We start from the raw sequence: 21911 nt of genomic DNA, 5'->3' as shown, positions 1-21911 counted from the left end.
ATTTTAGGAAAGCAAAACTAAGCAATAAAATCCGAAAATGACAGAATGGCATGGATGAGTAAGTATAAACTTCATGAGAGCCGCCGGGGTCTTGAGTTGAAGTTTTTTCATAATGTTTTTCCGGTGGGTTTCAATGGTATATATACTGAGGTGCAGGTGGTCAGCAATCTGCTGGTTGGTATGTTGCCGGCTAATGAGCTGGAGGATCTCTTTTTCCCGCCGGGTAAGGTTAAATTGCTGGAGGAAAGCGTTGTCGGTTTCAAAATTTTTCACCGGCAGGTGGGGGCGGAAGGGGAAACTGGTTTGTCCTGAGTTGACCAGGTGAATGGTATGAAACAGGTCCTCAGCATTGCAATCCTTGAGCAGGTAACCCCTGGCACCCGCCTGCATGGCTTCGGTGATCAGGTGGGCATCGTTGTACCCGCTTACAATAATTACTTTCACTTTGGGGTAGTGGTCCCTGATCAGGCGGCAGGCCTCCAGCCCGTTCATCACAGGCATATTAATGTCTATCAGCACCATGTCGGGGAGGCGTACAGGAAACAGGTCCAGGAGTTCCTGGCCATTGGTGGCTATATGGGTGACGCGGAGGGCCGGGTCTGTGCCCAGGAGATTACGGATTCCGGTGGTAAAAAGCCGGTGATCATCCGCCAGCATAATGTTAACAGGCATGTTCGCAGCTTACAGGTACATGAATGATAAAGGTAGTACCACACCTTCCGCTGTCTATATGAATTTTTCCATCCAGCAACCTGACCCGCGATTGCACACTGTTGAGCCCAATGCCCTGCTGCACAGCAGCAGGCAGCCCGATACCATTATCCTCTACCATAATTTCGAGGTAAGTAGGGCAGAAGAGGATCTGTACCGTGGCCTCCGATGCCTTTGCATGCCTGATAATGTTGTGCGTGAGTTCCATGACAATCCGGTAAATCAGTAATTCCTGCCTGGAGCTGAAATGTTGCTGATAGGCGTTGCAATAATAATGAAAGGCAATAGCACCCTGGGAATCGAGGGAAGAAAAGTACGATTGTAATATAGACGTAAAGGGAGTGGTTTCAAAATGTGGGGGAATGAGGTTGTGCGTAGCCCGCCGTACGTTTTGACTGGTCTGGTCTACCAGTTCCAGTAGCGAGGTGGCACGTTCTTCATCGTATACGGAGCTGTAGCTGAGACTTTGCAGGTTCATCCTGATAGCGGCCAGACTGCTGCCTATTTCATCATGTAGATCTGCGGCAATGCGGCGGCGTTCCGCCTCCTGGATGTCAAGTTCATGTTCCTGTTGTTCGTAAATGCGGTTGAGGAGAATGAATTCTTTCTTTTTGTAGCTTTCAATTTTATACAGCATGAATATGAGTACAGTAATAATACTCCACATGCCAATCAAAGGCAACATACCGGTAACATCCCCTGACTTATATTCAAAAAAATGCATGACCGCCTGCAGCGGTATTGAGGGGATAAAGTGCGTGAACAGATGAGTGCTCATAGTTACAGAGAATAAGGGGTCAGATCCTGTTAATTATGAGAGAAGTAGAAAAGTTTGTCCCAATTTTACTACAATTCTAAGGAAAAAAAGGGTTGTAACATTGGATTGGATAAAAATTATTTTTAGAACTTAAGCTATGTGGGATTGTTTATATTTATTGTAATAATCAATTAAGGAATAAATGATAATGCAACAAAGTCCTGTTCAGATGGAGAAAGGTACCTACGTGGGCCGGACGGTCCGGGAACATACCTTTAAACATATAATTACCACCGAGACCACTTATCCCGCGGGCTATACATCTGAATGGCATTATCATTCCAACCCGCATTTTTCACACATTCTTTGTGGAGGCAGTAAGGAGCTGGTAAAAGGGCAATCTGATCTCAATGTAGTCGGAGAGGGCTTGTATTATTATCCCGGTATTCCCCATCAGAATGTAGGGTACCAGGAAGGTACAAGAATTTTTAACCTCGAACTGGAAGCAGGATTTTTCAAACAATATGAGCTGGAAGTGCCGCCGCCCTCCCTGATGTTCGATGAGCAGGCCCAGTTGAATGCGAAGGGATTGATCAGGGCCATGAAAGAGCACTATCTGCATGATGAACAGAGCCAGATGGCAATAGAGCAGATTTGTATAAGCCTGATACAGCCGGATGAAAAGTTGTTCCCTGAATGGGTGCCGAAGATCAAAGCAGTGATGCAGGATTATTGGGATCAGCCTTTGTCATTGCCACAACTCGCAAAAGAATTGGGCTTGCACCCGGTTACGATTTCAAAATATTTTTCTAAGTATTTTAATTGCTCTGCAGGAGAGTACCTGCGGCGAATTAAAGTGGAGCGCGCAGTAGGGTTGATACGGAGCGGGCAGAACTCGTTAACAGAGGTAGCGTATCAATGTGGGTTTGCAGATCAGGCGCATTTTACGAAGATGTTTCAGCGGATAACGGGTATGCTGCCCCGGCAATATGAAAAATTATAAAATGAGCGCCGCAGGTTTATTCCTCTCATCCCCCTCTTTTAGGCTAATTTCATACAATTTTCTCCCAAATCTCTGCCCTACCTTTGCCTCATGACAATCAGAAAAATTCAATCTGCAGATAACCATACGCTCGGCACAGTGATCCAACAGGTCTTCAAAGAATTCGGTATCGATCGCCCCGGAACGGCTTACTACGACCCACAGTTATTCTCATTGTCCGAACTTTTTGACACCCCCGGTTCCTCCTACTGGGTAGCCGAAATCGACAACGAAATCGTCGGTGGTGGCGGCATCTTCCCAACCCAGGGACTGGCCCCTGATTGCGTAGAACTGGTCAAATTCTACCTGCTACCCAAAGCCAGAGGAAAAGGATTTGGTAAAGAACTACTCTTACATTGTATATCCGGTGCCAGGGAAATGGGCTACCACTCCATGTACCTGGAAACAATGCCAGAATTAACTACCGCCGTACCCCTGTATGAAAAAACCGGGTTCAGGCACTTAACAGCACCATTGGGAGATTCCGGCCACTTTGCATGCAGCATCTGGATGCAAAGGCCGCTTATCTAAAAACGCATTTTTATGAACGTAAAACGAATTGCATTATCCTTCCTGATGATGTTGCCCATCCTTTGCAGCTACGGTCAGGTAAAACAATTATTTGAAGACTACTACAAAGGATTACAACCCCTGTTCCATGAAGATGCTACCTATAACGGCGATCACCGTTTTGACGATCAGCTGGATATAGAAGGTGCGCCGCTCATTGAAAAGAGAAAGCAATTCTTCCTTTCTTACCAGCGCCGCTTACAGGCCATCGATCGCAATACCCTCAGCGAATCAGACAGGATCTCCTACGATGTACTTGCTTTTAACCTGCAGGATATGCTGGAAGGTATCCGGCTGCATACAGCCTATTTCCCCATGACACAGTTTTTCAGCACGGCTTTGAGCATGGGACAATATGGTTCCGGAAGCAGTGTACAGCCATTCAAAACCGTAGAGGATTATGAGAACTGGGCAAGGCGTATGTCTGCCTTTGAAGAATGGACAGATACCACAATTGCCAATTTCAATCATGGCATCGCCATCCAAATGGTTTTGCCCAAAGCCCTGGTGCGGAAAATGATACCCCAACTGGAAGCCCTGGCAGTAAGGGATCCGGCAAAAAGTATCTTTTACAGGCCACTACATCAGTTCCCAGCATCCTTTTCTGCAGCAGATAAAAAGCAGCTCACAGCCCGCTACGCAGCGGTGATCAACACCCAACTTCTGCCTTCCTACGATAAGCTGGTGGCTTACCTAAAAGATACTTACCTGGCTGCTGCCCAGGACCACGATGGCCTGAGCGCACTACCCAACGGCAAAGCACTCTATGAATACTATTTCAGGCGCTTTACAACGACCAGGGGCTTAACTCCTGAAGCACTCTACCAGACAGGCTTACAGGAAGTAGCCCGCATCACAGCCGAAATGGAGAAAGTGAAGACAAAGACCGGTTTCAATGGCACCTTAACCGAATTCTTCCTCTTTCTGAAAACTGACCCTCAATTCAGGCCATTCAAAACACCAGAAGAAGTATTGCAGGCATACAGGGACATTTATACTAAAATAAAACCACACATCAATGACCTGTTCAGTCATCAACCCGCTACCGCTTTCGAGATCAAAAGGGTAGAGGCATTCAGGGAAGCTTCCCAGGCCGGGGCCTCCTATGTACCAGGCAATCTGAAAGAAAACAGGCCCGGCATTTTCTATGTACCGGTGAGAGATGCTTCCCAGGTCAATGTTACATTCTATGGGCTGGAAGCAACCTTTATACACGAGGCAGTTCCCGGCCATCATTTCCAGATTTCCTTACAACAGGAAAATGACCAGATCCCCAGCTTCCGCAAACAACCGGGTTTCAGCGTATTTACAGAAGGCTATGCCCTGTATGTGGAGTCATTGGGCGAACAGCTGGGCTGCTATAGCGATCCTTATCAAAAGATGGGTGCCCTGAATAATGAATTACACCGCGCAATCAGACTCGTGACTGACATCGGTATTCACACCGGGAAGATGACAAGAGAGGAAGCCATTCAGTACATGCTTACCCACGAATCAATTAGTGAAGACATCGCCATCGCAGAAACAGAACGCTACATGGCGATGCCTGGACAAGCGCTCTCCTACAAAACAGGGGAACTGAAAATAAAAGCACTGCGTGCTAAATATGAAAAACAACTGGGTGATGAGTTTAACCAGAAAGCATTTCACGACGCACTGCTGGCCAATGGCGATATGCCACTCTATGTGCTGGAAGACTACCTGGACAACTGGGCAGCACAAGGAGGAAAATAGCCCATTCTATTCCTGATATAAAAAGGCCGGGTGTAAAAGCCCGGCTTTATTTTTTGTAGGTGTCTGGATTTTTGTAGGCATCCGCATTTTGATAAGCATCTGCATTTTTGTAGGCATCCGCATTTTTGTATTCATCCGCATTTGCAGGTATTGATCGCCTGCCAGTCCTCCTGATTCTTGAATATTATATATATTTTACATATCTTTAAACTGAAAATACTTATACCAATGAATTTAGGAGATAAAGGAGAAACGCTGATCAAGCATTATGAAAAGTGCCGCCTGTCGGCATACCAGGATAGCAAGGGTGTGTGGACGATCGGTTGGGGCAATACCCGCTATATCGATGACTCCCCTGTACTGAAAGGCGATGTACTGACGCAGGATGGTGCGGATGAATTATTCTTAGTAATTATAAAAGGCTTCGTAAACGATGTAAACAAACTGACCAAAGGCGTTGTGCTGAAACAAAATCAATTTGACGCATTAGTATCCTTCGCTTACAATGTAGGCAGCGATATGAACAACAATGGTATCGCAGAAGGGCTGGGCGACAGCACTTTACTGAAAATGGTAAAAGCCAATCCCAAAGATCCTAAAATCGCAGCTGAATTTTTGAAGTGGAATATGAGCGGTGGTAAAGTATTGGATGGACTGACCAGGAGACGGAAGTCCGAAGCAAATCTTTATACAAATAATACCCTGGAGTATTATGAAAAATAGCAAAAAGCGGGTGTATCAAAAGTAAAATTTCCCGGATTCAATCCGGTTCACTGACGAAGAGAATTGATGTTTTTATAATTCTCCATGCATTCAACTTACTTTTGATACCCCCACTTTTTTATGACAATGCCTGTACCACGGCATAACTGTCTTCCAGCAAATGATATTTTACTATACACCCGTTTTCGACAGTGATCCGGACAAAGAACAATGAATCACAAATTTTATCCGTTCTTAGCATACCTGTTTTGAAATCCCCTGCAATAACCGCCTTTTTTCCATCAATAAAAATATGGTCGATTTCCGCGGCAATAGGAATCGTCTCTTTCCAGAGCAGGCGAAAGAAATCGATAACCTCTGCTTTGGTTTTTCTGCGGCCCAGCCATGGAGCAACGGCCTGGTTACCGGGAATGTACCAGTCTACCTCATCTGCAAATAAGCTTTGCATCACATGTAGGTTGCGTGCAATGAGCGCCTGCAGGTAGTTATTGATTATATTGCGTGTTTCCATAACGCAAAATTGAGGCGGTGGGGTGACAACAGTATGTCAGCAGTTTTAAGAAATTATCACCATGAAAGTTTTTAACCCTCCTGAGTGTGTTGTATTTGGCATCCAGGCTCTTATTTATCATCCAGGCTCTTTATTTGTCATCCACCCTCTTTATTTATCATCCAGGCCCTTTATTTATTACTTAGCAATCTTCCCTTTATGCCAATGCGGTTCCACCAGCTTCACATCCCACAATACTGAATTAGCTGCTTTGCCAATAGTATAAGCCGTCCCGCTCTTCGTAAACGGACCATAGAAATAAGCTCCCCCTTCTTCATCAGCAGTAAAGTTGTAAGTATCCTCATAAACAGTGTTGCCGTCTGCCCTGTTAGTAAGTGTATAAGTCACTTCTCTTGCACCTTCTGCAAAATACACTAACACATAGTAGTCCGCATCATCCAGGTCATTGCTGAGCAGCAGGGATTCAAATCCTGTATTGTTGGTACTGCCTGATAAAAGGGTGTAATCAGTAACGGCATCGTCAGAGATCGTTACATTGTTTGCCAGGTAAAGATCCATGTCCACCAGCGTACCTGCATCCCAGGTCAGTTCAGATACCAGGCCGGATGAAGACTGGTCAGTGTCATTGTCAGTAATGGTAATAGTCGCCGTGGAATTAGTCAGCGAAGCATTGGTGCTGCTGAAAGATACATTGATGGTTTTATCACTTTCCACCACTTCATCATCAAAGATTTCGAAAGTTAAGGTAGCGGAAGTACTGCCTGCAGCAATAATTAAAGTCGTGTCTGTACTCAGCTGGTAGTCCCCGTTCAGGATAGCTGTACCTCCCAGTGTAGCCTTGATAGTTACATCAGTAGATTGGGTGGAAGGAAGGGTAACAGTGATACTTGCGGTGCCGGCTGATTCGCTGATTGTCTGCGAAGTGGCACTGAGAGAAGCTGTTGGCAGGGTCGCAGTGTCGTCTTTTTTACAGGAGATAGCGGACAGCATTACACATGCAATCGTAGCGGCGCATAATAGATTTCTTTGCATTACTTAGTGTTTTAAATTAGGGATTCGACAGTGAGCCACGACATGTATTTACAGCCGGATGCAGTCCGTCAGGGAACGGCTGCCTTTTGTATGAAATACAAAATGACCCACTACCGGGATTTTGGGATGTTAAACGGAGGGTAAATTTTTTTGTTGCTCCAACAATTTGAGTAATCGTTGGTTGCCATACATTTATCGATAGGCATGCTTATTCCGCATATGCAGCAAGATCCGCCAGTGCAGCAGCGACCTGGGCGTTCCATAATTTTTGTTTGTCCTGATTAAGCCCATGCTGCGTTTCATTGTCATATATGATTTGCCTTTCCTTATAGGCATCATAATACTTCAAAAAAGCATCTCTTGATATCGCTGCTACATTCTCTTTCGTCAGCGGTGCCTTTTTTAATTCTTTCCTCAGCAACCTGGCGTATACTTCGCAGAGGTCAAAATGCAACTGTTCATGCGCAAGCAGGGAGGGAGTTTGTTGTCCGGGGCGTACATTACTCCTTGTAGCGATAAATTCACTCGTTACGTCGACATGGGTACCACTTATCTTAATGCCGAAGCGGCAATTGGTCCTGGCGGCAATATGATCATCCTGGTCTCGTGAAGGGGTTCCTTTATAATCCGCCCAGCTCAGTTTATAGTTGGCACTCCATGGAATGGCATCCTCATTATGACCTGATTCTAAATGCTTCCCAGTGGAGCACGCCATTAAAAAAATAAATGAAATGTTAAATATGAGCGGCTTCATAATGTTTTTTTAAGAGCAAAGGCCCTGCCACATTGAATTTAGAAAATATGCGTACATGAGTTTGTTAAAAATCAGTTAAACAAATGATAATATTTGCGTATATTACGATACATTTTTAACCTAATTATCAACCTGCGACAATTTAAGAGTTCTATGAGTGAAAACAATGGAGGCCAACCAACCGTGTCTTTTTTTACAAATTGTTATGAAAACGACTGGGAAAGAGTATTGAAAGGGAATAGACTGGAACAAATGATTGATCGGTGTGAAGTAACATTTTATGAGAAAATACTTGTCATCAACAATGTAAAAGATCGCGCAACAGTTGAACAATATGCAATCAGTGCCGTAAACCGTGGGGTGATTGATGCCTATTATTTTGCTGAAGACCATATGGAGGCCATACTGGCTAAGTATAATATGACGAGGGAGAGCTTTAAGCTCGACTTCTTCGACGGATACTATTATAGTATAGGTCCCCTTACAGCCGCTTACTTCTGTAAGGGACAATACCTGCTGTACTTTACCTGCGACTGTATGATGCAGGAAGGTGCCGGCGGTGCATGGGTATGGGCGGCTATAGACGAGATGAAGCGCAACCGCTACATCTTTGTGGCCAACCCCATGTGGACTGACTTCACCTACGAGGCCGAACTGAAGATTATCAAGACCAGCAATCACTTCATTCACTCCACCGGCTTCAGCGACCAGTGCTTCCTGGTAGAAGCAGAGCGATTACAGGGTGATATCTATAATTTTTATAACTATGGTTCTGAAAAGTATCCCTACTATGCAGGGGAACTGTTCGAGAAGCGTATGTATAGCTATATGGCCTGCAATGGTCTGATCAGGATTACCCGCGACGATATCTTTTATGATCACATCAAGTTGCTGAACGAAGGACTTGAAGATGTGCAAAAGAGCAAAACGCTGAAAGTAATTTTAAAACGCAAAGCGGCGACCTGGAAAAGATGGTGCAGAAAAGCTTTGCTGAGAAGGGTACTTGGGCATACCAAGCAACTGGATTATTCTCACTTTGAAAGTGGATATAACAATGCAGTGATAGTGCCAATGGCCAATGTGCCACTCGCGCAATCAGGAAGCTGACGATATTAAAAAGGGGTTGTAGCAATACAGCCCTTTTTTTTACCTTTGTATTATGAGCGAGCAATTGGAGACTTTAAGTGATTTTTACCGGGAACGGTCCTACATACAATTCCCTTTCAGTACTACTGATATCGGAAAAGGAATCTCTCATTTCAATGTCAACGCACGCAAGTATTGCAATTTCAAAACCCCTTACAACAGGAGGGACTTTTATAAGATTACCCTGATCCTGGGGGTAGGCGAACTCAATTACAATGGTCATACCACCCTGGTAGACCGCCCTGCACTGCTCATTCCCTGTCCATCCGTACCCTACTCCTGGAACAGTATCTCTGCCGAACAGGATGGCTACTACTGCCTCTTCAACCAGGAATTCTTCAATGAACATTACCAGTTCGACATCTTCAAGCGCTCCCCCTTATTCAAGGCCTGGAGTGAACCGGTGATCTTCCTGGACGATAAACTGCTGGCATTGGTAAAGATCTACTTTGAGCAGATGCTGGAAATGGCCCATGGCGACTACACCTTTAAATATGAGGCAATCCGGAACCTGCTCTGCCTGTTGATGCACGCCCTGCTGGTCGATAAACCCGCAGCAAGCCTGTCCTCCGGCGAAGTGTCCGCTTCTTCCCGCCTGCTCCGGGGCTTCGATGAATTGCTGCACCAGCAGTTCCCTCTGGATTCCCCTGAAAACCCATTGACCATGCGCTCGGCGGCTGACTTTGCCAGGGCCCTGAACGTACATGTGAATCATTTGAATTATGTAATTAAGAGCACAACTGGCAATACGACCACATCTATTATTAAGTCCCGCATTCTCGAGGAAGCCAAGACATTATTGCTGAATACGCAATGGGATATCTCAGAAGTTGGCTACTGCCTTGGGTTTGAGGAGCCAGCGCATTTTAATAACTTCTTTAAGAAATCTACGGGAACCACTCCTTTACATTATAGACAGAGCACCAGAATCGCGCATATTTGATTTTTGCAATTATTGCTTTGATTCTTCCAACGGCAGATTTTATCAGCTGTTATAATTTTGTTGTCAAATTTAGGATATGTTACAAAGTGCATCGGCAGCCAGAAAGAGGTTTGCGACGGTATTAGCGTTCATTTGCATCCCTTTGTCGGGATTTATTACAGACATTTATTTGCCTTCATTTCCGGATATGTCAAAGGATCTGGGGGTATCAGCTGATAAGATCCAATTGACCCTGACCTGTTTTTTCATGAGTTATGGTTTTTCCCAGATGTTTGTCGGCAGCCTGCTGGATAGCCTGGGAAGGTACAAGCCGGCGGTGATTTCCTTGGGTGTATTGGTCTTGTCTTCTTTATTAATTGGTATTACCCACAGCATACCGCTGATCTGTTTCCTGCGTGTGGTACAGGGTATAGCCACCGCATTTGTGATCGTGGGCAAACGCGCATTTTTCGTGGACTTGTATGAAGGGGAGGAGCGTAAGCATTATTTGAGTTATCTCACCATTACCTGGTCCCTTGGGCCTATTGTAGCGCCTTTCTTAGGTGGGTTCTTACAGAAGTATCTGAACTGGGAGGCTAACTTCTATTTCCTGGCCATCTATGCGTGTATCATGTTTGTATTGGAACTGTGTTTCAGCGGGGAAACGCTGGTGCACAAGAAACCATTGGAGCTGAAGAAGATCCGCGATAACTATGCGCATATGCTCACCAACAGTACTTTCTTATTAGGTATCGTGATCCTGGGACTAAGTTATTCAGTCGTGATGGTGTTCAACATTGCAGGCCCTTTTGTAATCGAAAAAAGCTACCATTACAATTCAGTCGTGATTGGTTATTGTACCCTCATCCTGGGTTTCTCCTGGATGATAGGAGGGCTCGTGAGCAAGCGCCTGATTAATTTTGAATTCAACAGGAAACTGATGATAGCAGGGTTTACACAGTTGATACTTACGGCGATGTTGCTGGCAACAGGATTTGTAATGCATCAGTTGTGGTGGTTTGTTATGTTCGCATTTGTAATCCACATCTGTTCAGGATTCCTGTTCAACAATCTGTTTACACATAGTATGCTGGTGTTTCCGCAGCATGCAGGACTGGCTAGTGGCCTGATGGGCGGCATGGTGTACGTGGTAACCTCCTTCGCCAGCTATGTATTGTCAACAACGGGCAAAATGACGACCGCACCCGATATGTCCCTGCGTTATGTGGTCATGTCGGCAATCCTGACCTGTGCGGTGATAGCTGTCGTAAGAATGCGGACAGCAAAGACAGCTGCATTAGCCTGATTTTTTCCATCCTAAGTATTTGTTTTATAGATAGATACCCGCCAAATGACTGCCTACAGCCATTTGGCGGTTCAAATCAGTTTGTTAATACTTGAAAATAAATATTAATATTACACCCGGTTTAAGCTGTAAGCGGACAATATATTTTTAATCCCTATAACCCAAAAAACCTTATCCCTATGTTTTTTATTTATGGAACCAGGTATCTCGGCGGCGTAAAAAGCTATAATGGCCAGGAGATCCAAACCAAATTTGCACATTTTTGTTTCCTGCCACTCTTTCCTGTAGAAGGTGATTCCCTGTTAGTAACAGAATCTGGTTTCGGCACCCGCAAAGGCATCTACATGAAGTTGAACAATACCAGTGTACTGGCTGGTTATGGCCGTATGTGGATGATCGGACTTACGATTGGTAGTTTCGCCCTTGCATCAGGTTCAGGTATGGCTGCATGGCTTATTGTAGCATTGGCCTTTGCAGCATTTACAATCTACCTGATGATGTTTTATGGTAAGAATACACCGGAGGAAATAGAAGAAAGAGAATTGATTGGTAGTCTGACAGGCATTTATGCAAGAGCTGAATGGCTGTCAGATAACATCTGTGATACGATCTACTGCAGAATGCGTGATGCATATGCAACAGAGGGGCGTGACTGGAAGGCGGATCTGAAAAATGGGATTGTACCAAATCCTAAATTGATCTATGTGATGGCAATGTTGAATAACGCGTATATGCCAGGTGAAGAGAATTTTGAACTGAGGATGAAGGCTGCGGAGCTGTATGCAGCATCCTTGAATTAAAAATGGAGCGGGAAACGGGACTCGGACCCGCGACCTCGGGTTTGGGAAACCAGCGCTCTACCAACTGAGCTATTCCCGCTTATTTTAACAAGGGATCCAAATATAAGATATTTTATTATTCAGGAATAAAATGCAGGTATATCATTTTGAATTTAATGATGTCGACTGCAGGGCCTTGCCGAATGCCGGCGTATTTTGAAATGAAATTTAAATTGCAAACAACAAAGTCCCTTTTATAACTCAGTCGCTTTTATAAACCAGTCACTTTTATAAAAGCGACTCTATCTTCCTGACAATTTCATCTCTATGCACATAAAATGTCTTAGGGAAATCCAGGCAAGATGCATCATCCCATTTGCTATGTTCCTTAAAGAAATCTCTCAGTGCGATCAGATTCTCTTTATTCCTCGCATAAAACATCCTGTCTCCCACCGGAAACTGGTAATAAAAATCTGCATTCACCACCGTTAGTTTTGGATGGCTATATCCGCAATGTATACAGGAAGCTTTGCCAGTAATCTTTTTGGGTCGGAACATATACCCGGTGATCTCACAGTCAGCAGATAACACAGCTTTACGGGAACAGACAGGGCAGATGATGTCTACATCTATTGCAATCACATTCATAACAATAAAAATGGGCAGCTGGTGATGCTGCCCGTTTTTGTGAATTCATTACTGTACAAAGGAATTTATGCCTACCATACATGCATAAATGCTATGTGCTGTGCATAGCAATGCTACTTACCATGCATGCGCCATTCCATTTACTGTACGATCGCAAATGTAAATTCCATGGGCTGTGCATAGCAATGCTACCTGCCATGCATGCACCCTGCCATTTACTGTGCAATCGCAAATTTCTTTGCCAGCCAGCTATTCTTTAACGGCAACAGCCAGTTTTCTTCTAATTCTTTTAATGTCAGCACTGTATTGTTCAGGTAAATAGTATTTTCATCTATATACCCTTTTTCCAGCGCATATGGGATCTGCATCATGGGCAGCAACTGCAGTTTCTCTTTCAATACAAAGCCCAGCAAGAGGCGGTCGAAAAGATTCACAGAATATTGACGCTCCAGGCTCTTGATCACCCTGACAGAGCTATCGGTGCTGCAACCGCTTACATGCGTATCGGTTTCATCCGCAATCACCAGGATCACCTGTTCGAACAGCAGTTTGGCCCAACCTTTCACAGGCGCACCGTGTGCCTGCCAGTGAGCGGTGAACTGATCCAGTTGTTCTGCAATCTCAGCCTGCTCTTTTTCAGAAAACGGGCGATTGCTTTGATATATCCAAACCCGCGAGGCAGGGTTAAAGTCAGTCGGTAGTATTTGTCTGATATCCATATCGCAAAATTACGAAATTCCTGATTTCAATAACCTGACGAAAATCAGTTGCCCCTGCCAGCTCTCTGAAAGTAATAATACCCATGCAAAGCACGAATGAAATTACACCGATGGCTCCCGCCCGGAAATAAAAAAACGCTTTTATTTCCCTTTCCTAAGCGCGCCCGGCTACCTATCCTTCCAGGTCCATGGCAATCAGCTCTGCAATATCCAGCACCTTCACACTCTCTTCCTTCCCCTGTTCCTTCACCCCATCCGTCAGCATCGTCATACAAAAAGGACAATTTGCAGCAATCACAGCTGCTCCTGTCTCCACAGCCTCCCTGCCCCGCTCAAAATTGATCCTGGTATTCCCCTTCTCTTCCTCCTTAAACATTTGTGCACCGCCCGCGCCACAGCACAATCCATTACTCCTGCACCGCTTCATCTCCACCAGTTCCGCATCCAATACCTCCAGCACCTTTCGCGGGGCTTCATAGATCTCATTTGCCCGCCCTAAATAGCAGGAATCATGGTAAGTGATCTTCCGCCCCTTAAATGCACCTCCCTCTTTCATCCTGATCTTGCCTGCATCTATCAGTTGCTGTAAATATGTTGCATGGTGCAGCACCTCATAATTCCCCCCTAATTCCGGGTACTCATTCTTCAAAGTATTGAAGCAATGCGGGCAGGTGGTCACGATCTTCTTTACCTCGTAATTATTCAACACCATGATATTGTTCTGTGCCATCATCTGGAAAATAAACTCATTTCCCGCTCTCCTGGCCGGATCGCCTGTACAACTTTCCTCTTTTCCCAGTATCGCAAATTTGACCCCGATCCTGGTAAGGATCGTAGCAAATGCCTTTGTAATTTTCTGCGCCCTTTGATCAAAACTGCCCGCACAGCCCACCCAGAAAAGTATTTCCGGTGATTCTCCACTGGCGAAGTATTCTGCCATCGTTTTTATTTGCATGGAATTATCAGTTTATGCATTCATTTCAATCGCCCACTTATCCCTGTCATCAGGGCTAAACTTCCAGGGGGCCATATTATTTTCTATGTTACTGAACATCATATTCCACTCCTGCGGTGCACTGGATTCTTCCATCACCAGGTGGCGGCGCAGTTGTAATATGATGTGCAGGGGATTGATGCTCACAGGGCATTCCTGTACACAGGCATTGCAGCTGGTGCAGGCCCGCAGCTCTTCTTCAGAGATATAATCGCGGAGCAGGGTCTTTCCCTCCGTATTTCCCAGTTTCCCTATTTCTTCCGCACGGTCACGGGTATCCATCATGATCTTCCTGGGAGAGAGTTTCTTTCCCGTCAGGTTTGCCGGACAGGCAGCAGTGCAACGACCACATTCTGTACAACTATAAGCATCCAGGATATTCTTCCAGGTCAGATCGGGTACATCTTTGGCCCCAAACTTCGGCATGTCTGCCGGTGCAGGTTCCGCTGCTGCAAGTTCGGGCTGCAGCATGAGCGTTACCTCTTTTTGTACGGCAGGCATATTCTCCATTTTCCCCTTTGGCCGGAGATCGCTGAAGTAGGCATTCGGAAATGCCAGGATAATATGCAGGTGCTTTGAATAAGGGAGGTAATTCAAAAAAGCGAGGATGCCCAGGATGTGCAGCCACCAGCAGCTGCGTTCAATGGCTTCCAGGGCAAAGGGAGAAAACCCTTCAAAGGCACCCTTAAATGCCCCGGATACCCAGAATGGCCCCAGGTCCGGATGCAGTGCCTGGTCCGCCGTATTCATGGTGAGAAACAGCAGCATGAGTACAATTTCCGTGACCAGGATGTAATTGGCATCTGACTTAGGCCAGCCATCCAGTTCATGCATGGCAAGTCTGCGCACACGCACTACATTACGCCTGATAAGGAAAATGGCACAACCAACGATTACCAGTACCGCTAGTACCTCGAAACAGCCAATCAGGACCGGGTATACTGACCCTAAGACATCCCTGAATAAGCGGTGGGTACCAAGGATCCCATCGAGGATGATTTCGAGAATTTCCACATTGATAATCAGGAAACCGGCATACACGAAAAAGTGCAGGACGGCCACCAGTGGATTGCGGAACATTTTTTTCTGCCCAAAGGCAAGGAGAAGTACATTTTTCAAACGTAGATCGGGGTGATCATTCAACGATACATCTCTTCCAAGCAAAATATTAAGCCTGATCTGCCTGGCTTTGCGGTAAAAGAGGTACACAGCAATGGCGAAGGCAAATACAAACAGGATTTCCTGAATTATATGCATACATCAGATTTGACTGATATGCAATGTAACGAAAATATATCCTTCCTCCAATCCAACTCCAATACTATATAAACACTAAATCGATACTATCAGGTTACCAAAAGGTAAAGGTGAACTGGTAGTGACCTATTAGTATGGGAGATGCATTGGTCAGCCCTTAAAGCATTATCCCCAATATGCTACGATACCTGCGTAGAAGATTTGTTGAAAAAACCCTACTTTTATCCCTTCAATTAATTCTGACATGGAATCAAAGAATGTAATCCTCACCCAGGATGTGATCGATAAAAAAATCAAACGCATTGCCTACGAAATATATGAGCATAACAGTGAAGAGCCGGAAATCATCCTGGCAGGCATCTGGGACAGGGGAACGATTCTCGCTGAAAAAATTGCGGCTATCCTCAAAGAGATTTCTCCCATCCGGATAAAAATGATTGAGCTGAAACTGGATAAACAACACCCTGATACGGTGCAGATCTCCGAATCGTTGGATTTCAATGGGAAAGTAGTAATACTGGTAGATGATGTAGCCAATTCAGGCAGGACCATGCTCTATGCCCTGAAGCCATTGCTGGAGTTCTTACCGAGGAAGATTCAAACCGCGGTACTGGTAGATCGTAAGCATAAGTCTTTCCCGCTGTCAGTAGATTTTGTGGGCCATTCTTTGTCTACCACTTTACAGGAAATGGTGATGGTAGATGTAGTAGGAGAGGAGATTCAATCTGCTTATTTACAATAAGCCCGGGCATTATAAAAAAAGAGGGTGTATTGAAAAATACACCCTCTTTTTATTTTAAGGCAGTGTGGTAGTTTAAATTCATTTTTAACTACCAACAAGCTACCCTTTCCTGTATTTTATTTCAGTTTCATATCCTGGATGATCTGCTGGATCTTCGCATCCAGGGCCTGCGTAGCCGCTTCAAATCCTGCTGCGTTTTCCAGTGGCTGGTTTACGCTGAAGTAGAACTTGATCTTCGGTTCTGTACCGGATGGGCGTGCAGAGATCTTGCTGCCATCTTCCAGTACAAACTGCAGTACGTTTGACTTTGGCAGGGTGATAGGTGTCACCTCACCGGTCTTCAGGTTCTTCACCTGCTGCAGCTGGTAATCATAAGTCGTCACTACCGGCACCCCCGCAATGGTAGCAGGTGGGTTTTCGCGATAGCCCTTCATCATATCAGCAATTTCGTCGGCACCTTTCATACCTTTCTTGGTGATAGAGATCAGGCTCTCCTTATAATACCCGTATTTTACATAGATGTCGATCAGTTGCTGGTAGAGGCTACGACCATGGCCTGCAGCTACAGCGGCCATTTCACAGATGAGTGCTACGGAAGCAATGGCATCCTTGTCACGCACATTGTCGCCGATCATGTAGCCATAAGACTCCTCACCACCGCAAATGAACTGCTCTTTTCCTTCCTTGGCACGAATCAGCTCGGCGATCCATTTGAAACCAGTGAGTACATTATAACAGTTTACATTGTTTTTAGCAGCAAATACATCGATCAGATCGGAGGTTACCACGGTCTTACATACGTAATCTGTAGCACCCGCCAGCCCTTTCGCACGACGGCCTTCTATAATATAGTTGAAGAGCAGTACGGCAGTCTGGTTACCATTCAGCAGGATCCATTCCCCTTTCAGGTCCTTTACAGCAATACCTACACGGTCAGAATCCGGGTCTGTACCCAGCAGGATAGCTGCATCCAGTTCCTTTGCTTTCTTCAGGCCAATGCTCATGGCTTCAGATTCTTCCGGGTTAGGATACACCACGGTCGGGAAGTTCCCATTTGGTGTCGCCTGTTCTTCTACCACATGTACATTGGTAAATCCAAAGCGCTTCAGGGTTTCAGGCACCAGGGTGATACCAGTACCGTGAATCGGTGTATATACGATTTTTAGATCTTTCTGGGCAGCAATAGCTTCAGGCTGAATGCTCAGGCCTTTCAGCATCTGCAGGTAAGCTTCGTCGATCTCAGTGCTGATCGGGTGAATGTTCGCTTCCCCGCCGGACCATTTCACTTCGTCTACAGAGGCAATCTTTTCCACTTCACGGATCACGTTTTTGTCGTGAGGCGGGATCAGCTGGGCACCGTCGTTCCAGTAAGCTTTATAGCCGTTATATTCTTTAGGATTATGCGATGCTGTAAGTACGATACCACCTTTGCATTTGAGATGACGGATGGTGAACGAGAGCTCCGGGGTAGGGCGGAGACTTTCGAAAAGGTATACTTTGATACCATTTGCAGCCATAACGTTGGCAGCCACTTCAGCAAAGAAACGGCTGTTATTGCGACTGTCGTGTGCAATCGCGATACTGATTTCATCCGTGAAAGCCTGTTTCAGGTAGTTGGCAAAACCCTGCGTAGCCATACCTACCGTGTACTTGTTCATACGGTTGGTACCTACACCCATGATACCGCGGAGACCGCCCGTACCAAATTCAAGGTTACGGTAGAAGGCATCAGCCAGTTCATCGGGGTTTTCCTGCTGCAATTTTTTGATAGCGGATACCGTCTCCGCATCAAACTGGCCGTTCAGCCATTGTGATACCTTACTTTCAATTACATTATCCATAAAAAATATTGGGTTTGTCTGAAAATTGTGTCAGAAACAAGATTGTAAAATAAAGGATAAATCCTGAATTATGGGCCTACAATTTGGCCCCAGGTGGAGGGATATACAATTATTGCACCATATTCAACTGGTATGGGGATAAATAGAAATTCCTATTCATTGCTTAAAATTGGGGGTATTAATTACTTTTGCGTGCATGAGGCGGTACGAAGATTCCTATAAGCAAAAAGGATTACGCAAGCAACTGGTGGATAGTATCCTGCAAAAAGGCATAACAGATCAAAGTGTTTTAGCAGCTATCAACAACATTCCCCGGCATTATTTCCTGGATACGGCATTCGAAAGTATTGCGTATGAGGATAGGGCGTTCCCCATTGGGGAGGGGCAGACTATCTCCCAGCCTTATACCGTGGCTTACCAGACACAGTTGCTGGAAATCAAGCCATTCGAAAAGGTCCTGGAGATAGGTACCGGCAGTGCTTATCAGGCTTGTGTACTGGCGGAGCTGAAGGCGATGGTCTTCACCATTGAGCGCCAGAAGCGTCTCTTTGACCAGGTAAAACTGTTTCCTTTTAAGGCAAAGTACCCCAATCTCCGCTTCTTCTATGGTGATGGGTATGAAGGTCTTCCTACCTACGCGCCTTTCGACAAGGTCCTCGTGACCGCAGCAGCACCCATGATTCCTGAAAAGCTCCTGCAGCAAATGAAGGTCGGTGGTAAAATGGTGATCCCTGTCGGCGGACAGGAAGTACAGCGTATGCTGCGCATCACCAAGGTCAGTGAGGGCGATTATGAGCAGGAGATGTTTGACAATTTCTCCTTTGTTCCCATGCTGGCAGGAAAAAAAGCCTGATAACGGGGTATTATAACCTGCCGTTCTGTGGTCTTTTATCCTCAATTTCCGGTGTTTCTTCCTGGTCTTCCTGTTTCTTCTTCCTTTTGAATAAATTAGGATCCATCTTTCCAAAGCGGTAACGGATATTCAACCTGATAAAACGGGTCATCCTTTTACGGCTGTAGTCCTGGATAAAGGCTTCAGTTTCGTAATGGGAACTGAATTGCTGTGTATTCAATATATCTGAGATATTGAGGGAGATGGCCAGCGCATTGTTTTTCAGCAATTCTTTACGCACTCCCATGTCAATGCCGTTCATAGCCTTGAAGGTACCCTGTGGCTGTACGCGGGGTGAGCGGTAGTGCGCATTCATCTGGATATTAAAGCGGCCGGGCAGGCGGCAATTGGAATTGACATTAATCCCCCAGCTGAAATATTCATTGCTAATGGTAGCCCCTGTCAGTTTACTGTATTCCAGGTTTAGATTGCTCGATACGTTCCAGCCTTTGAGAATGTGGAGGTTGTAGGTAAAGTTAGCCCCCCAGTCTTTGTCCGTCGCCAGGTTCATGGGCCTGGTGGTAGTGACCCCGGTGGTGGTATCCAATACGCTGATGCGGTCAATGTCGTCATTGGCCTGGGAATAATAGACCCCCGTGTTCAGGAAATCTTTGGAACCGGGAAAATATCTTGAGTAGTTCATTTCGAACTTATGGGTCAGCGAAGGACGCAGGGCCGGGTTGCCGACACGGATATTCTGTGGGTCGGAGTTATTGACATAGGGGAGGAGCTGATCGAAATTTGGCCGGTCTATTCGGGTGGAATAGTTGAAAATCAGGCTTTGGTCCTGGTTATTTGGCAGGTTGTATTTCAGGAATACGCTTGGGAATACGTTGAAGAATTTGTTGTTGACAGAGGTATCCTTGGTGTAGGAGTAGCCATTGAGATAGGCTTGCTCCACCCTGGTGCCAACCATATAACCCAGGTTGCCTATGGCATTGGATACGTTCAGGTAAGCGCCGTAAATGTCTTCCTTGTAGTAGTAGGTATTGGAGAGCAGGCTGCTGGTTTCGTATTGCATGGAATCCCAGTCGTAGACCTTCGCGTTATAATCATTGTTGTTGTTGCGTAAGGTGGCCTTCGCCCCGGTTTCGAATTTACCCTTTTTGCCAAAAGGAGTGGTATAATCCGTCTGGATGTTCCAGAATTTGTTTTGTGAGCGCCCGGTATTGGCCTGCATGTCAGGGTTAGGGGCGGTATTGTAGTTAGTAAAGTAGTTGCTGTGGCTATTACCTTTGTTGTTGCTATAGCTTACATAAGCGGTCCATTCTTCATTCTGCCGGCTGGTAGTATGGCGGAAGTTGAAGCTGGTATTGTTATTTGGATTTTTATTACCGCTGGTATTGTGTCTTTCACCTGATTTTAAAGGATCCTTTGCCTGGTTCAGGTAATCGAGCAGGATATTGTCTTCGCTATTGCCCTGACTGCTGCTAAAGCCTTCGGAGAGGGTGAAGGTATTGTAGTCATCGAGGTAGTAGTCGAGTCCAATACGGCCGCCGTTCTGGTGATTGGAATTCTTATTATGGCTATCCTGGGTAAAGAACCAGGCACCGGCAGTATCAGCTGTGAGATTCTGCCGGTAGCTGTAACCCGAGCCGGTGGAGGATTCATAACGGCCATTGTAGTTGCCGAAGAAATTGAATTTCTTCAGTCGCAGACTGGCGTTGGCAGTACCATTTAATTGCCCCCGGGTGGCTACGCCTGCATTGAACATCACATTGTAGCCAATAGCTTTATCTTTTTTGAGTACGATATTGATAATGCCGCCGCCGCCATTGGCTTCGAATTTAGCGGAGGGGTTGTTGATGACTTCCACCCTGTCAATCGTTTCCGCCGGAATCATTTGCAGGGCTGTTTTAGCATCTCCGAAAGGAGAGGGCTTACCATCGACGTAGATGGTAACGCTTTTGCCACGGAGGGTAACGTTGTCGTCTATATCAACATCTACGCTGGGAATATTTTTCAGTATATCTGTACCCGTACCTCCTTCGGCAGTGACGAAAGCACCGGCATCGAAGACCTGGCGATCGATCTGCATAGAGAATGCGGGTTTTTCGGATTTCACTTCGACGGTGGCGAGCACTTTGCCGCTGGGCTTTAGTTTAAGGGTGCCGAGGGGCTTATTGGCAGAAATATTTTTGTAGAGGTTGTCGTATCCCATGAAGGAGATGCGGAGGATGTAGTTGCCCTGTTTGACAGTAGGGGGGAATGCGAAGCTACCATCGGGATGGGTGTACATGCCTGTGAGCACGGAAGAGTCGTTTTCCTGTAGGATGACTACGGAGGCATATTCCACGGGCTTGCCGGTGCTGGCATCTACGGCTTTGCCGGTGAGGGTGTTGGTTGATTGGGCTAGTACAGATCCATAACAGCTTGCCAGGAGGGCTGTTAGTACAATTAATACGGAATACCGCATGGTTGAATAGAAAGTTGAGACCGGGACAAATATATCGGGAGTGGAGGGGAATAGGGGGTGGAATGTGATGAAAGGTGAGGATTAGGGCTGTGAGGGAGAAAAAAGTTCTAAAAAATATTTGGAAGTTGGGAATTGTTTTACTTATCTTTGCAATCCCAATTCAAACGGTGGTTGTAGCTCAGTTGGTTAGAGCACCAGATTGTGGTTCTGGGGGTCGTGGGTTCGAACCCCATCATCCACCCAAGTTTTAGAAAAGGACTTCTTGAAAGAGAGGTCCTTTTTTGTTTTTGGGATAAATCTGTTGATTATATTTCTCCCTGTTAAGAATACGCTTTTACGGATCAAGTTGAATTCTTGGGGGGAATGCTAAAAATTTGTTGCTTTGCAACTCATTAAAGAAGCAACAAACTTGGAT

General features: G+C 45.6%; 21 protein-coding genes and 2 tRNA genes. 11 read left to right on the top strand and 12 right to left on the bottom strand.

Annotated features, from left to right (window positions below):
- Positions 1 to 3: 3 nt before the first annotated feature.
- A complete protein-coding gene (locus DXN04_RS31455) occupies positions 4 to 672 on the bottom strand; it encodes a response regulator transcription factor (protein WP_116857406.1) in 669 nt (222 codons plus the stop codon).
- The gene (locus tag DXN04_RS31450; protein ID WP_116857405.1) at positions 662 to 1489 is read right to left on the bottom strand and encodes a sensor histidine kinase; all 828 of its coding nucleotides are present in this window, start codon (positions 1487 to 1489) and stop codon (positions 662 to 664) included. The genes DXN04_RS31455 and DXN04_RS31450 overlap by 11 nt, the downstream gene beginning before the upstream one ends.
- Before the next feature lie 181 nt (positions 1490 to 1670).
- Between DXN04_RS31450 and DXN04_RS31445 the strand changes: the two genes are divergently transcribed.
- From DXN04_RS31445 to DXN04_RS31430, 4 genes are all read left to right on the top strand, one after another.
- Positions 1671 to 2471 (top strand): helix-turn-helix domain-containing protein, encoded by an 801-nt coding sequence (locus DXN04_RS31445; protein ID WP_116857404.1) that lies wholly within the window; start codon positions 1671 to 1673, stop codon positions 2469 to 2471.
- Between the two features lie 90 nt (positions 2472 to 2561).
- Positions 2562 to 3041 carry a GNAT family N-acetyltransferase gene (locus tag DXN04_RS31440; RefSeq protein ID WP_116857403.1) on the top strand — a complete coding sequence of 160 codons (480 nt, stop codon included), beginning with the start codon at positions 2562 to 2564 and terminating at the stop codon, positions 3039 to 3041.
- Between the two features lie 12 nt (positions 3042 to 3053).
- On the top strand, positions 3054 to 4814 hold the full coding sequence (locus DXN04_RS31435; protein WP_116857402.1) for a DUF885 domain-containing protein: 1761 nt from the start codon (positions 3054 to 3056) through the stop codon (positions 4812 to 4814).
- 228 nt (positions 4815 to 5042) lie between these two features.
- On the top strand, positions 5043 to 5537 hold the full coding sequence (locus tag DXN04_RS31430) for a lysozyme (RefSeq protein WP_116857401.1): 495 nt from the start codon (positions 5043 to 5045) through the stop codon (positions 5535 to 5537).
- 118 nt (positions 5538 to 5655) lie between these two features.
- Here the strand turns inward: DXN04_RS31430 and DXN04_RS31425 are convergent, their stop codons facing one another.
- From DXN04_RS31425 to DXN04_RS31415, 3 genes are all read right to left on the bottom strand, one after another.
- Entirely contained in the window at positions 5656 to 6048 is a 393-nt protein-coding gene (locus DXN04_RS31425) for a nuclear transport factor 2 family protein (protein WP_116857400.1), read from the bottom strand.
- 177 nt (positions 6049 to 6225) lie between these two features.
- Complete coding sequence (locus DXN04_RS31420; protein WP_116857399.1) at positions 6226 to 7080, bottom strand: Calx-beta domain-containing protein; 855 nt, start codon at positions 7078 to 7080, stop codon at positions 6226 to 6228.
- Between the two features lie 208 nt (positions 7081 to 7288).
- Complete coding sequence (locus tag DXN04_RS31415; RefSeq protein ID WP_147320120.1) at positions 7289 to 7795, bottom strand: DUF922 domain-containing protein; 507 nt, start codon at positions 7793 to 7795, stop codon at positions 7289 to 7291.
- A gap of 192 nt (positions 7796 to 7987) precedes the next feature.
- Between DXN04_RS31415 and DXN04_RS31410 the strand changes: the two genes are divergently transcribed.
- The 4 genes from DXN04_RS31410 to DXN04_RS31395 all read left to right on the top strand — a co-directional run bounded on the left by DXN04_RS31410 (position 7988) and on the right by DXN04_RS31395 (position 12008).
- The gene (locus DXN04_RS31410; RefSeq protein ID WP_116857397.1) at positions 7988 to 8941 is read left to right on the top strand and encodes a hypothetical protein; all 954 of its coding nucleotides are present in this window, start codon (positions 7988 to 7990) and stop codon (positions 8939 to 8941) included.
- Positions 8942 to 8993: 52 nt separating this feature from the next.
- On the top strand, positions 8994 to 9923 hold the full coding sequence (locus tag DXN04_RS31405) for a helix-turn-helix domain-containing protein (protein ID WP_116857396.1): 930 nt from the start codon (positions 8994 to 8996) through the stop codon (positions 9921 to 9923).
- Between the two features lie 76 nt (positions 9924 to 9999).
- Entirely contained in the window at positions 10000 to 11208 is a 1209-nt protein-coding gene (locus tag DXN04_RS31400) for an MFS transporter (RefSeq protein ID WP_116857395.1), read from the top strand.
- A gap of 179 nt (positions 11209 to 11387) precedes the next feature.
- Complete coding sequence (locus DXN04_RS31395; protein WP_116857394.1) at positions 11388 to 12008, top strand: hypothetical protein; 621 nt, start codon at positions 11388 to 11390, stop codon at positions 12006 to 12008.
- A gap of 3 nt (positions 12009 to 12011) precedes the next feature.
- Here the strand turns inward: DXN04_RS31395 and DXN04_RS31390 are convergent.
- From DXN04_RS31390 to DXN04_RS31370, 5 genes are all read right to left on the bottom strand, one after another.
- Positions 12012 to 12087: transfer RNA gene (locus DXN04_RS31390), tRNA-Gly, on the bottom strand.
- Between the two features lie 188 nt (positions 12088 to 12275).
- The gene (locus DXN04_RS31385; protein WP_116857393.1) at positions 12276 to 12635 is read right to left on the bottom strand and encodes a hypothetical protein; all 360 of its coding nucleotides are present in this window, start codon (positions 12633 to 12635) and stop codon (positions 12276 to 12278) included.
- A 215-nt stretch (positions 12636 to 12850) separates the two neighbouring features.
- A complete protein-coding gene (locus DXN04_RS31380; protein WP_116857392.1) occupies positions 12851 to 13354 on the bottom strand; it encodes a hypothetical protein in 504 nt (167 codons plus the stop codon).
- A 172-nt stretch (positions 13355 to 13526) separates the two neighbouring features.
- A complete protein-coding gene (locus tag DXN04_RS31375; RefSeq protein ID WP_116857391.1) occupies positions 13527 to 14309 on the bottom strand; it encodes a (Fe-S)-binding protein in 783 nt (260 codons plus the stop codon).
- A 12-nt stretch (positions 14310 to 14321) separates the two neighbouring features.
- Complete coding sequence (locus tag DXN04_RS31370; protein ID WP_116857390.1) at positions 14322 to 15605, bottom strand: (Fe-S)-binding protein; 1284 nt, start codon at positions 15603 to 15605, stop codon at positions 14322 to 14324.
- Between the two features lie 244 nt (positions 15606 to 15849).
- Here DXN04_RS31370 and DXN04_RS31365 point away from each other — a divergent pair, with 244 nt between their 5' ends.
- A complete protein-coding gene (locus DXN04_RS31365) occupies positions 15850 to 16347 on the top strand; it encodes a phosphoribosyltransferase family protein (RefSeq protein WP_116857389.1) in 498 nt (165 codons plus the stop codon).
- Between the two features lie 116 nt (positions 16348 to 16463).
- Here DXN04_RS31365 and DXN04_RS31360 read toward each other — a convergent pair whose 3' ends face one another.
- On the bottom strand, positions 16464 to 18188 hold the full coding sequence (locus tag DXN04_RS31360) for a phospho-sugar mutase (RefSeq protein WP_116857388.1): 1725 nt from the start codon (positions 18186 to 18188) through the stop codon (positions 16464 to 16466).
- Between the two features lie 196 nt (positions 18189 to 18384).
- On the opposite strand from DXN04_RS31360, the gene DXN04_RS31355 reads away from it, so the two are divergent.
- Positions 18385 to 19041: a protein-L-isoaspartate(D-aspartate) O-methyltransferase gene (locus DXN04_RS31355; RefSeq protein WP_116857387.1), complete on the top strand. Its 657-nt coding sequence runs from the start codon at positions 18385 to 18387 to the stop codon at positions 19039 to 19041.
- A gap of 10 nt (positions 19042 to 19051) precedes the next feature.
- On the opposite strand, the gene DXN04_RS31350 is transcribed toward DXN04_RS31355, so the two are convergent.
- Positions 19052 to 21496 (bottom strand): TonB-dependent receptor domain-containing protein, encoded by a 2445-nt coding sequence (locus DXN04_RS31350; RefSeq protein ID WP_116857386.1) that lies wholly within the window; start codon positions 21494 to 21496, stop codon positions 19052 to 19054.
- A gap of 167 nt (positions 21497 to 21663) precedes the next feature.
- Between DXN04_RS31350 and DXN04_RS31345 the strand changes: the two genes are divergently transcribed.
- A tRNA-His gene (locus DXN04_RS31345) sits at positions 21664 to 21737 on the top strand.
- Positions 21738 to 21911 lie beyond the last annotated feature (174 nt).

It is taken from the genome of Chitinophaga silvisoli, from assembly GCF_003412465.1.
Taxonomy (GTDB): domain Bacteria; phylum Bacteroidota; class Bacteroidia; order Chitinophagales; family Chitinophagaceae; genus Chitinophaga; species Chitinophaga silvisoli.
Note: the sequence above shows the minus strand (reverse complement) of the source record. Positions and strands in the feature narration are given on the sequence as shown.